The following is a 13,061-nucleotide window of genomic DNA, read 5'->3' as shown; positions in this document are numbered from 1 at the left end:
GCTATTTCTTTTGCTTCATTTTTTGCAGCAATGGCGTGCACTGGTTTTTTTCAGCTTCACTGGGGGAAATCAGTGCCAGTAATGCGGCGGCAGGAGTGAAGGCCACACCTAACACCGCAGCAATCGCGCCACGGGCCAACAAAGGCCCGGCTTTGACTCCCGCATCTGGGCGTTTAAATGTGCCTTTCACATACAGCGGTGAGCGCAGGGTTAAAATTCGCAGCCCTTTGCTTTCCGGATCAATAGATAAATCCAGCCGCTCGGTAGCAAAATTGATATTTCCGCTAATATTGATAATGGCATTCTCAGTATCAATCACAAACAGCCGTGGCGTCGCCAAACCATTGCGTAACTGAACATCAGCCACCGCGCAGTTAATTTTGACCTCATCGTCACCAAACAGCTTCGCCACCAAGTAGTTACCGACATTCAGGCCGAGTAACTCCATCAAGCTGCGGCTGATTAGCCCCTGATTGAGTAACAAACGCAGATGACCATTACTGGTTGCCAACAGAGCTGCAACCGAGTTGCCGCTGGCGGTAAATGATGCATCGCCATTCAATTGCCCCAAGCTGTTGCGCATCGCCTGCACCTGCGGTAATAGCTCTTTTAGTTGCAAGCGGCGGGCATGCAAATCAACCTTGCCTTGCATAGGGTTTTTATTGCCATTCAGCCGCAGAATGGCATTGAGATTCCCCCCTGCCATGCCAAATCGCAGCGGGTCGAGCAGCAACTCACCATTATTGAGCACCACGTGAGTCGACAGGTCGGTTAATGGCAATGATTTATCCCGATCGATACGTTTAGCTGCATAGGTGACATCGGCATCCATCACGCCCCAGCTTTTAGTATCAAATTTTTCAGTCGGCAACACCTTATTACTGGGTTGTCGGCTGCGCTCACCGCGATTGGCTTTTTCCTGATTGGAATCCGCCCCGATCAACGGCGCTAAGTCAGCAAAACGTAATTTTTCCGATGACATGTTGCCGGTTAATTTTGGCCGTGGTTGGCTGGCGGTATAGGCCAAGTTGCCATGAATATCACTGTCGCCGATTTTGCCGTTAAAGTTTTCGTAGCGATAAACCGCCCCACCGACCTGCTTGAGACTCGCGATTAAGCGGCCATCAGTGTTGTAAGGGGGGGTGGCCGGCAATAACACGCCCAGCAGTGGATAGAGATTATCCAAACTGGCACCGGATAATTTCAATTGCAGATCCAACCCCGCCAGATTGCCGGGATCCGTTAATGTGCCCGCCACCGCCACTCGGGTAGTGCCAGAACGGATATCCGCCTGCAAGGGGAAAGGGGTACTGGCATCATTCATCGACAACATGCCGCCAATTTTGCCACTGCCGGTTAAAGGCTGGCCCTGATACTTACCGTCAACTTTCCAGCCAAAGATAAAATCAGGCGCATTATTCTTTGCCTTTTCAGCCGGTTGCTTATCTTTTTTCTCATTACGTGCGCCCGTCACTTCAACAAACGGCAACGGCTTGCCCAGCGGGTCAATCACCGCCTCCAAGTCTGCTTTCAGCACCGCATCTTTCAGGTTTATCTGACCGCGATCAAAGACAATATCATCAATATTAACCGACCAATCAGAAGCGGCGCTCTTATCATCCGCAGAGCTATTCGCCAGATTAAATGTCCAGTTATTCTCGCCATTCGCCAGCCGCAGCAGGTGGGCATCCGGTTGTGTCAGCCAGATACGCGGTATCCAAACTTCTTTCGCCAGTAATGCCAACGGCGCAATGCTGGCATCGACCCGTTTTAAAGTGATCATTTCCCCGGCAGGGAATGCGGTAGATTCTGCGGTGCCCGCAGTGGCATTAGCTTTATCCGCGGTTTTCTCACTGACTAAATTTGACGGGTTACCCAGCACCAAGTCTTCAGCGTGGATATTCGGCCACGGCACCCAGCCCCGCCAACCCGGTTCATCACTTTTGCGTGACCAGTCCACCCCGAGATTGCCTCGGATGGCGAAAGGCCGTTGCAACTCAGTCGAGACTTTTTCATTAATAGTTGGCTTTAGGCGATTCCAGTCGAAAGTCATAATAAACACGATGGCGGCGACCAGCAGCAGCACAATACCCCCGCCAATGCCCGTCAGCACTTTTCCGGTTTTGGTCATAACAGCTCCATGCCAATACTCATGATCTTAAATTAAAAAACCACTTTAACCATAGTCGAGAATAGCGAAGGAAGGCGGGTTAGAGGAGGGGGATGGGCATTTATTAACCCTAAAGATTAGCCACAGAACAGCATTGGGAGGGACTGTAAACGGTCAAATGACGTCGGTCGGGAGAGATAATAACCTTGTGCGGCAACGGCGTCAGACTGCTGCACCATCGCCCATTCTTGTGAGGTTTCCACCCCTTCAACAATCACCCCTTTGCTATAGCTGCCCATTAAGGTCACCAGTTTGAAAAATAGCTGATTCCCGACATCACTTTCTTGCAGCACGATAAATAAGTCTCGGGCAACTTTGATGTACTCATAGCGCCAACTAATGAATGATGTGAAATTCGCTAGCCCGCTGCCAAAATCATCCAGCCATAACCGGTCTGCCTCGGCAATACGTGCAAAAGGGGTATCAAGAGAGGTGTCGACATGCTCCAGCAATTCAAAACGAATGTAAGGCATAGCATCAATTAACGCCTTAGCCTGCTGATCATCCTGCATTGCCATTAGCGCCTGACCATCAATGTTGATTGAGACCAACACCGAGTGATGTACAAATATCTCATGCCACTGCTTAACCATACTCAACTGCTCGAGCACCACATCCAAACGGGCGCGGATACTAATGGCACTAAAATAATCCTCCGGATTCAAACGGGTATCCGGTGATGAGGGATGAAAAACCGCCGTAAGCAACTCGATAGCCAGCAGCGCACCAGAGGTACGATAGATAGGTTGAAAAGTATACCGACGCTGACATTGCCGCCAGAAGCTCTGTCCTTTATTTCGATCAATAGCGGCAAAGGATGGCGCAAGTAAACCTGATATTTTATTGGTCATCATCAGTTTAGTCGCCATATTTTAGGGCATCAAACAGCTACGGCAATAGGGATTGCCAACAACTGGGGGCACCCGGTGATAAACGGTTTTTCTTCTGAAGATGTTATCGACTCAGGCGACCAGAACTTTATATAGCAGCATGATAGATTATTCCTCCTAAGCGAGCTGGTGCGGCACATTTAAGCCATCTATAGTTGTTAATCAATGCCATACCCAATAACTTAATGGAGATGAACATGCCTTACGTCAATATTAAAATTACGCGCGAAGGGGCGACGGCGGAGCAGAAAAAACAGCTGATCGCCGGTGTCACCCAGCTATTAGTCGACACTCTGGGTAAAAACCCGGCCACTACCGTGGTGGTGATTGATGAAGTCGATACCGATAACTGGGGGATTGGCGGCCATAGTGTGACCGACCTGAGAAAGTCATCCTAATTGTTTTTAGAATACTTATTTTCAGCATCATTGTTTTTAGAGTGAAGGTTTTCAGGGCCATAAATGTGTTCAGAATAACGGGAAACTTGTCAGTTTCCCGACTTACATCATAAAAAATTTAAAACATCGTTTTAATACTATTGACTCAGACTAAGCCAGCAGTGAGACTAACCTTATCTTCATTATTGACTCACAGGCCAGCTTTCCATGACCAGCAAAAATATTGCCGTTATCGGCGAATGCATGATTGAACTGTCACAAAAAGGTACCGACCTTAGCCGGGGCTTTGGCGGCGATACGCTGAATACTGCGGTGTATGTTGCCCGTCAGGTATCCAAGCAGGACTTGAATGTACATTACGTCACGGCGCTGGGGACTGACAGTTTCAGTAACGAGATGCTGGCCGCCTGGCAGCAAGAGAACATCGACACCTCTCTCATTCAGCGTCTGGATAATAAATTGCCGGGGCTGTATGTCATTGAAACTGATAGCACCGGTGAGCGCACTTTCTATTATTGGCGTAATGATGCCGCCGCACGTTTTTGGTTGACCAGCCCACAGGCGGATGAAATCTGCCAACGCCTTGAAAAATTTGATTATCTGTATCTCAGCGGCATCAGCCTGGCGATCCTCGACAGTGCTTCTCGCCAGCGTTTGCTGACATTGCTGCGCGCCTGTCGGGCTAACGGGGGCAAAGTTATCTTTGATAACAATTACCGCCCTCGCCTGTGGCAGAGCAAAGAAGAGACACAAGAAGCCTATCGCGACATGTTGGCCTGCACGGATATCGCTTTCCTGACATTGGACGATGAAGATATGCTGTGGGGCGAGACGCCAATAGAGCAAGTGATTGAACGCACTCAAGATTTAGGCGTAAGCGAAATTGTTATCAAGCGCGGCGCAGATTCTTGCATCGTCTGGGTGAAAGAGGGCTTTGAAGCCCACCAGTATGATGTTCCAGCGGTTAAACTGCCGAAAGAGAAAGTGGTCGATACCACGGCGGCTGGGGATTCGTTCAGTGCCGGTTATTTGGCAGTTCGCCTGACCGGTGGCAGTGCGCATGACGCCGCTGTGCGCGGACATTTAACCGCCAGCACCGTGATTCAATATCGTGGGGCAATCATCCCACTGGCGGCAATGCCAGCGGTGTGATTCAGCATTCAGTCCGACGGATTTATCGCACCTAGGGGCGCTTCCCCTTCTTTCAGGACAACACCAATAAGCCCGGTACATAGTGTCCGGGCTTATTCATAACGACTCAATATTTTACTTATTGAGCTGTTGTGGGTGTCGGCGGTGCCGTCTCCGCAGCAGCCACTGTAGGCGCAGCATCTTCTGGCACCACTGTGTGTGGTGTCATAATTGCGTTATATGCATCCTGCAATGCTTTTACATTCACTTCTGGCTCGCCTTTTGGCTGCGTCAGAATCAGCGTGGTATCTTGTGATAATTGCTGCTTCAATTCCTGATTCAGTACCGTCAAAGTCAGACCTGACAAGAAAGCCTGTCGTAGCTTCTGGTACTGCTCCGGGGCGATATCCACCACACCACTTTGTTGTGAACGCAGACGTTGGCTCATCAGAATATCAGTATCTGTGCGGGCATAGGTGGCAAACAACTTACTGAGCTGATCGTTTTTCTGCGCCATCAAAGCATCAAACTCTGCCTGACTCAGGCCATTGGCGCGCAAGCTCGCCAGTTCACGAGCAATGAAATTCATACCCGACGTCAGATTTTCTGCCGGTGTATTCAAATGAATGGCACATTGAGCGCGCTGATATTGCACCCGGCAATCAAAGCCCAATTTCAGGTTTTTCTGATCACTTTTTTCCAGCACTTGCTGAACATGCCAGAACAATGCCTCACGGGCTAAATCACTGCGCCAGTAACGGCTTAACGCAATAGAATCCTGAATCGGATGCCAAGGGGTATCCCACATCAGTGATAACGTGTCTTGCGTCGCCTGCTCATTCATCAAGCTCACCGGCTCTGGCGGCAATGGCGCTAACATCGCGACAGGTGCTGGTGTCGCCCGCTTCCCTTTCAACTCAGAGAATGTTTTGCCGATTTGGGCGGCAATACTGCGGCTGTCGACATTCCCCACGACATACAATGTCATGGCATCCGGGGTATACCATTGCTGATAAAACTGTTTTAGCTTCTCAATATCTACCGGTTTTGCCACTGGCTGGCCGGGATCATGCCCCATCAGAGAAGAGCCTTTTAGCCGATAACGCCACCAAGGTTCCTGAATATTTTGTGGGAACGTAGCAATAGGATCGGTAGCACTATTCAGCGCCGCATTAACGGTCTGTTCACTGATGGCCAGCTTGCCACTGGTATCGGACAACCATGCCAAAGCTTCTTTCAGCAAGTCAGGGCGGTTATTGGGCAAGCTCAAGCTATATAAAGTGAAATCATAAGATGTAATAGCCGGTGGCAACGGACGATCTTTATCGACCCCTTGTTGCCATAGCGACTGAAGTTGGGCAGGAGTAAAACTCGCGCTACTCATTAATGCCAGTTGCGGTAACAAATGGGCAAAGCCAATTTGCGGCGCACTCTCAACTAATGAGCCTGTATTAACCACCAGACGTAACTCGATCCGGTCGCTAGGGCGCTGTGGCGTTGCCAACAACTGCCATGAAAACCCGTTTTCTAATTTCCCCTGCTGCCAGGCAGGATCGGGTTGTAGTGCTTCAGCCTGCACATTACTACTGGCGGCGGCCAGCAATAACCCACCAACTATAAGACGAATTCTGGTGCCCTGCATGTGAACCCCTACTTAATAAACTATCCAATGTTAAAACGATGCAACGTCATGTCATTCATGTAAGCCATCTGTACTTTCACGCCAACCGCCAATGAGTAACATAGCGGCGTCATGCAATAGGGTAATCATGAAAACATAAATAAATAAGTCCAGCTTTCAAACACGCATCGTTATGCCGTCATTATTGGGCGAAAAATCAACGGTTATCACTCGCGTAAAAACTGAAGCTGGGAGTGTACCATTCTGTTAGACCGCATGCTTTTGCCGATGTCACTCATCAGAGTAAAAAATAGTATCTAAATGGTAATTAACACAATAAAGGCTATCAAGGGGCATAATGAAGAGATGCTACCGGTGACAATTCGCCACCGGTAGTTTTTAGAATGTAGAGAGTTAGCGGGGTATTAAGACGGAGAAACGCTATTCTTTATCTCATTATTCGGTAAGGTTTTATTTGATAACACCGCTTGCAGTTGGTCGTTATCCAATTGGTTGCACCATTTCGCTACCACGATAGTTGCAACCCCATTACCCACCAGATTGGTCAGCGCACGAGCTTCAGACATAAAGCGGTCGATACCCAGAATCAGCGCCAAACCTGCTAATGGTAAATGCCCAACCGCAGAAATGGTGGCGGCCAAGACAATAAAGCCACTGCCCGTGACCCCTGCCGCACCTTTTGAGGAGAGCAACAACACCACCAGTAAGGTAACCTGATGAATAACATCCATTTGGGTATTGGTTGCCTGAGCAATAAATACCGCCGCCATGGTCAGATAAATAGAGGTGCCGTCCAGGTTAAACGAGTAACCGGTCGGAATAACCAAGCCCACCACGGACTTCTTACACCCGGCTTTCTCCATCTTATCCAGCATGCGCGGTAGCACAGACTCCGAGGAGGATGTCCCGAGCACGATCAGCAATTCTTCTTTTATGTAGCGGATGAATTTGAAGATGTTAAAACCATTAAATTTCGCAATGGACCCCAGCACGACCACCACAAACAACACGCAGGTAATATAGAAGCAGATAATGAGCTGGCCCAGTTGCACCAAGCTACCCACACCATATTTACCGATGGTAAAGGCCATGGCCCCGAAAGCCCCGAGAGGTGCCAAGCGCATGATCATATTGATAATGCCGAAGATAACGCGGGCAAAACTCTCAATAACATTAAAGATAATCTGACCTTTTTCACCCAGGCGGTGCAGGGCAAAACCGAACAACACAGCAAACAACAGGACTTGCAGAATATTGCCGCTGGCAAAAGCGCCGACTACGCTGCTGGGAATGATATCTAGCAAGAATGGCACAATCCCTTGCTGCGAAGCTTGTTCAGCATAAAGTGCAACCGCCTTTGCATCCAGTGTCGCAGGGTCGATATTCATACCTGCACCGGGTTGCACCACATTAACAATCACCAAGCCAATCAGTAGCGCAATGGTACTGACAATCTCAAAATAGAGCAGCGCAATGGCACCAGTGCGGCCCACGGCTTTCATACTTTCCATCCCCGCGATACCGGTCACAACAGTACAAAAAATCACGGGTGCGATAATCATTTTAATTAGTTTAACAAACCCATCACCCAGAGGTTTCATCTGAGCACCGAGTTCCGGGTAGAAATGCCCCAGTAACACACCCAAAGTAATCGCCGTTAACACCTGAAAATAAAGACTTTTAAACACTGAAGCTTTCATAACTATGTCCTTTTGGAGTAATACACGGCAGCCTGTCGCTTTGCTCTCTGTGATAATTGAGTGACACTTCTTTTTTATCCGTGCTTGCGCGGAAAATAACACCCTCATAACAATATGGAAATTATTAGTTGCACTGGATTGCACCCTAAATGCGAAATTAAGAACTGAAACGCTTCAAGCGGCAGCAACAATCGGAATACGGTCAAATCAACCAGACAATTAACCCAAAATGATTAGCAATAAGAAAGGATAAAAAAGAAGCAATTTACGGTTGTGAAGTATGCAAGGAGTGAATGATTTTTGAGCGGAATATTGAGTGGGCGGTAGCCCCCTTTTGAGGGTGAAATCAAGGGGGCGGTTTAATACGACGATGAAAACCCGTGGGTAAAAGCACCGAGCAAACAGGCCCTGGGAAGCCGCTGCTCGGCACTTTTTACCAACAGCGGCCCCAGCACGGGCCGCTGTCGGGACTATTTACGGCCGTTCGGTTGTAGCTTCTCGCCCACATTGAGCAAGAACAGTTCATTATCACGAGTTGAAATTCGCGCCGAACCATCGTCCATTCTATAAGCCCCCTCAGTGAAGCCCGCACCATTCAGGAAAGGTGCCACTGCCTGGGGTTTATTGCGCAATGATGCTTCCAGAGCCAGCAGAGCGTAAGGTTCTATGGCATCAACATCAGCATATTGGCGGTCAGGAGAAGCCATGAAGAAGCCGTCTATATAACGCGTTTTAATGATGTTATCGCCGATTTTCTCTGCCAATAGCCGATAATCTGCTACCTGGCTGGCCTGGTAAAGATCCAACAAAGCAAACAAAGCGTAAGGATCACTGTTGGTGGTATCCATTTTCACTTTGACATCTTTGCCCGGCGCAGTACCGATATCGCCCAACCCTTGGTCATTAGCAATACCGCGGGCAACTTTCCATAGCAACGGATCATTGTCGATAGCATAAGCACGCGCATAAGAAATCAGGAATTCATTACCTGCTTTGTATGGTTTGATCACCGTGCCTTTTTTACCGTAATAACCATCACGTGGGAGGGTGTAATTTGATAAATCTTGCCCGTTGGCCATCATCGGGCGGAAGGTATTGTCTTGATCGTTATAGGCATATTGAGCAAATGCTTTCAGGCCATCCACTGTCCACTTCAATAAATCCTGGCCCTGAGGCCCCAAATCTTTGCCCAACTGCAACTGCATCAAGGCATTTTCAGAATAAAGGGTGCTGGTACGCCCTTTGAGCATCATGTTGCCTTCCAATGCTGTCGGGCCGAACTCCGGCCCAAACTGGCGCTGAGCGCGATCGCCAAATTTGGAATGGGTATCGGCATCATCCGTTGGCTCTTCGCGTTTCAGAGCTTGAGTAAACTGATAAACGCCAAGGCCCGTTTTGGCATCACGCGGCAAAACATACTGATCAGCCAAGCGCTTAGCCCAGACTAATGCGCCGGGTTCTTGCTGGTGTTTGTAGAGCAAGGACGCAGAATAAATCAGGTCATTGCCCGCATTGAGGAAACTCAGTCCTTTGGTAGCAAAGAAAGGTGGCTGCTGCTCAAATTTGCTTTCCCACAGTGCGCTCATCGGTTTGCCATATTCACCGTGGCGACTGGTTTCAAGAATGCGCCAATCATAAACATGGGCATTCCAAAAGCCGCGAATAAACCGCGCTGTTGCATCACTGTCGACGCTAAACATCAGATCATAATAGGGATAAGCATTTTTCAGCTCGTGCACCATCTCTTTTTCGCTTGGCCCTTCTGGTTGAAGCGTTTTTAGATCAACAAACCGGTGGCCGCCCCAATACAGTAAACCACTTGGGTCTTGATAATTCTGGAAGTGATAGCGAACAATATCTTCAGCGCGCTTCTGATAGCGGGGATCGCCACTCAGCTCGCTCAACCCACTCATAACGCGCATGAGATTTTGTTGTGCTGAGAAATTTGATAATACTGCCCGGCGGCCATCAGGGAATATCCATTCCAGTTGCTGCCCAGTGCGGGGGTCAACACCATCCGCCAATAGCGGGCTAGGTTTATCACCGTGATAGGTATCGGATGCCTTATTTAATACATTATCGACATACTGTTTTACCACTGTCAGGCGGTCGGTATCCGCGGCCTGTCCGGCGGGAATATATAGCGTGGCTAGTGCTGCCATACTCAAAAATAACGCTCTTTTTTTCATGACTTCGTTACCTGTCAAAAATCGTTATAGCGAGGTGTGACCCCAAAGGTCAGAATGTAATGACTTCAGTAATGGATCAGAAACTGTATTTGACGCCTACGCGATAACGAGTTTGGCGTTCATCGGTATTTTTACTGCCAGAGACATTACCGACAGCCATATAAGGAGACCAGTTCTTATCCCACTTATACGTCAATTTAAAATCATGGGTCCAATCGTAATTTTCGTTATCCGCTAGAATGACCCCGGCTTTATTAGCTTGTTTGTAATCCAGCTCGTAGTCTAATTGGAATTCTTTGTTGATTTTATAACTGAGAACACTCGTCAGATTATAACCATTTTCAGACGTGTCTTTTTTTGTATTAATATTGGCGCTAGTGCGCTTGTAATAAGGGCGATAACGTAATGAGATAGAGAGATCATCAACGATATTTGCCTTGCCACGTAAATAAGGGCGATAACTGTTAGCACTCGAGCTTGAATCTAATGAGAAACCCGGTTCGATAGAGAATGTTTTATCAATTTTATACACATAGCTGGCAACCACTTCAGTACCATTACTCACACCTTCATGGAATGGCTTATCCTTGTCACTGGCGCTTTTCCACTTGCCTTCCAGAGATAATCCGAAGCCATTAGCAAAGCGGTGGGACATTAATAAGCGGTCTTTGTGATTATTACCACTTTGATCTTGTGTTTCATGACGATAGTCAATAGTAACGGCAATTGCGCTGGTGCTGATAAGTGATGCCACTGCCAGAGATAATAATTTAAATTTCATTACAGATACCTTATTTTAATAAATAAAATTAATTATTATGATAAATACAGATTTCATTTATGAAACATTATTCTATTTATTTTGATATTAAGTTCCGAGATCTATGACTGATAGTTCGAAATTAATAAAACTAATATCCATTTATGTGATTTGGTTCAAAGTAAATAGTTTTAACTAATGCACTGACACTGTGGTTTTTTTTGTTCTATCGCAGGTGTAGTAAGGGATTAAGGCTATTTCGGAGGGGTTTTATTTCGAATTAAATAATCTTGACGAGATAGGTGTTAATATTGTAGGCGCGACTTAAATAAGAAAATAGATGCCAACAGAATATTTACTTATGGGTATTATTAATAAATGCCGCTAACACCGCTCTAGCATCAAGGGCGAAAAATATTACCCAAGCTATTGGCGTTACAGCAAGGCAGCAAATGAATGAATCCCGGTGAGTCTATTTATTTTAAGGTCAACGGGCAGTCAGTGATTCGGGTCAGTGAGGGAAGCTAACACCGCGGTGGCGTCAAGGGCGCAGGGTAAAACGGGCTTCAAACTCCTCACGGGGTAACGGCTCCGAAAATAAAAAGCCCTGCCCACATTGAATACCCTGTTTTAACAACCATTGCCGCTGCTCATCCGTCTCGACACCTTCAGCCATGACTCGGAGTTTCAGCACGTCGGAGATGGTGCTAATGATTCGCGCCATCGCATCATCTTCGGGCAAATGCTTCACAAAACTTTTATCCAGTTTAATGATATTGATCGGCAAGCTTTTTAGGTGATTGAGATATTGCAGGCCTGAATACCCGGTACCGAAATCATCCAGGGCGATAGACAAGCCAAGCCCCTGTAACTGGCGCAATAACATGAACGCTTTATCGAGATTCTGAATACGCGCAGTCTCAGTAATCTCCAACACCAATTGGTGTGGGTCAATGTTATTGCGGCTAATAATGGTTTGCAGGTGCGTTAGAATACTCTCACATTGAATTTGTAAGCCGGAAATATTGACCGCCAGTGACAAGGTAATTCCTTGTGCTTTCCAGTCAGCCAGAATGCGGCAAGCTTCCTCGAGCACCCAATGACCCAGCGGCATCATCGCGCCACTTTCTTCTGCGTCAGTGATAAACTCTGAAGGTTGACGATAGCTACCATCCGCCTGCCGCCAGCGTAGCAATGCTTCAGCACCAATAATCCGCGGCTCTTCCATATCCCATTGCGGCTGTAAAAACAGGACGAAATCACGATTTTCAATCGCCCGCAAAATGTCATTTTCCTGCGCCAACTGTTGCGGGGTTTTATGTAGTAAAGGTAATTCAGTCCCCAGCGGACAGCTCATGCCCGCATAAGCCTCAGCTAACAATTGTTGATTGCGATTGTAATTGTGAACCAACATACCCAGTTCATCATCCTGATGATGAGCAGGTAAAGTCAGTTGGTGATTCAGTACCCCTTGCTGACCTATCTTTTCCAGCTCTTTGGCCACCGCACGCAGTGGGTGAATAATGAGGCGATTAATACACCAAGCGAGTGATACAGAGAGTACCAATGCCAGCAGCAAATAAGTCGAGAGCATCGCCGACAAGGTGCTGAGGATAAACTGATACATGCGAAATGAGTCGGCCCGTAACACCAAATGTGCCAGTGGCTGCGGATTGGCGGATACCCGCTCCAGAGAATATAACGGCACCGTTATCTGCACCGGCAGGGAAAAAATACGTTTAGCCCAGCGGGGTACGGGCCTTTCCGTGGGGAAGTTTGCGTGTAATACCTGAATTTGATTAGGTAAAATCACATCGGCACGGCTAAGGATGCCAATGGGGAGTAAATTATTGAGGATATTTTTGGCTTGGGGGATATCGACACTCAAGATTGCCGCAGACAGCGGTTGGCGAACTGAATAGGCGATACTCTCCAACTGCTTGGCGTAATCGTCCTTGCGCTGCTGCACAAAGTGGAATAACTGAATGACGATAAAAATACAGATGGTGACCAGGGCAACCACTGCCACCGCCGCCATTTGCTTAATCGTTAATGAACGCCTTACCCGCAAACTCACTCCCACCCATTCCGACTGAATAAAATAAAATGGTTGCCACAGTGATGCGGCGACTCATCGATGCTGTCCGAGTATACTCGATCGCCCTGAGATTTTATCTTATG

Annotated in this window: 9 protein-coding genes; 2 read left to right on the top strand and 7 right to left on the bottom strand. The window is 47.7% G+C overall.

What is annotated here, in order from left to right:
• Window position 1 precedes the first annotated feature (1 nt).
• Together OP863_RS00510 and pdeH are read right to left on the bottom strand one after the other, a co-directional pair.
• A complete protein-coding gene (locus OP863_RS00510) occupies window positions 2–2,131 on the bottom strand; it encodes an AsmA family protein (RefSeq protein ID WP_265525769.1) in 2,130 nt (709 codons plus the stop codon).
• Window positions 2,132–2,247: 116 nt separating this feature from the next.
• On the bottom strand, window positions 2,248–3,039 hold the full coding sequence (pdeH, locus tag OP863_RS00505) for a cyclic-guanylate-specific phosphodiesterase (protein WP_038637436.1): 792 nt from the start codon (window positions 3,037–3,039) through the stop codon (window positions 2,248–2,250).
• Between the two features lie 218 nt (window positions 3,040–3,257).
• On the opposite strand from pdeH, the gene OP863_RS00500 reads away from it, so the two are divergent.
• Both OP863_RS00500 and OP863_RS00495 read left to right on the top strand, forming a co-directional pair.
• Window positions 3,258–3,458: a 2-hydroxymuconate tautomerase family protein gene (locus tag OP863_RS00500; RefSeq protein WP_004388926.1), complete on the top strand. Its 201-nt coding sequence runs from the start codon at window positions 3,258–3,260 to the stop codon at window positions 3,456–3,458.
• 207 nt (window positions 3,459–3,665) lie between these two features.
• Entirely contained in the window at window positions 3,666–4,610 is a 945-nt protein-coding gene (locus OP863_RS00495) for a sugar kinase (RefSeq protein ID WP_145591709.1), read from the top strand.
• A 118-nt stretch (window positions 4,611–4,728) separates the two neighbouring features.
• Here OP863_RS00495 and OP863_RS00490 read toward each other — a convergent pair whose 3' ends face one another.
• The 5 genes from OP863_RS00490 to OP863_RS00470 all read right to left on the bottom strand — a co-directional run bounded on the left by OP863_RS00490 (window position 4,729) and on the right by OP863_RS00470 (window position 12,951).
• Window positions 4,729–6,231, bottom strand: coding sequence for a M16 family metallopeptidase (locus OP863_RS00490; protein ID WP_145588615.1), 1,503 nt, complete (start codon window positions 6,229–6,231; stop codon window positions 4,729–4,731).
• Window positions 6,232–6,635: 404 nt separating this feature from the next.
• Window positions 6,636–7,931, bottom strand: coding sequence for a dicarboxylate/amino acid:cation symporter (locus OP863_RS00485; RefSeq protein ID WP_038637443.1), 1,296 nt, complete (start codon window positions 7,929–7,931; stop codon window positions 6,636–6,638).
• Between the two features lie 470 nt (window positions 7,932–8,401).
• A complete protein-coding gene (locus tag OP863_RS00480) occupies window positions 8,402–10,120 on the bottom strand; it encodes a pectate lyase (protein ID WP_145591710.1) in 1,719 nt (572 codons plus the stop codon).
• Between the two features lie 76 nt (window positions 10,121–10,196).
• Window positions 10,197–10,901, bottom strand: a complete 705-nt coding sequence (locus OP863_RS00475) for an oligogalacturonate-specific porin KdgM family protein (RefSeq protein WP_265525768.1) — start codon at window positions 10,899–10,901, stop codon at window positions 10,197–10,199.
• A 520-nt stretch (window positions 10,902–11,421) separates the two neighbouring features.
• Complete coding sequence (locus tag OP863_RS00470; RefSeq protein WP_265525767.1) at window positions 11,422–12,951, bottom strand: EAL domain-containing protein; 1,530 nt, start codon at window positions 12,949–12,951, stop codon at window positions 11,422–11,424.
• Window positions 12,952–13,061: the final 110 nt, after the last annotated feature.

This window comes from Yersinia sp. SCPM-O-B-9106 (C-191), assembly GCF_026183365.1.
GTDB lineage: Bacteria > Pseudomonadota > Gammaproteobacteria > Enterobacterales > Enterobacteriaceae > Yersinia > Yersinia rochesterensis.
This window is presented reverse-complemented; position numbering and strand designations above follow the sequence as displayed.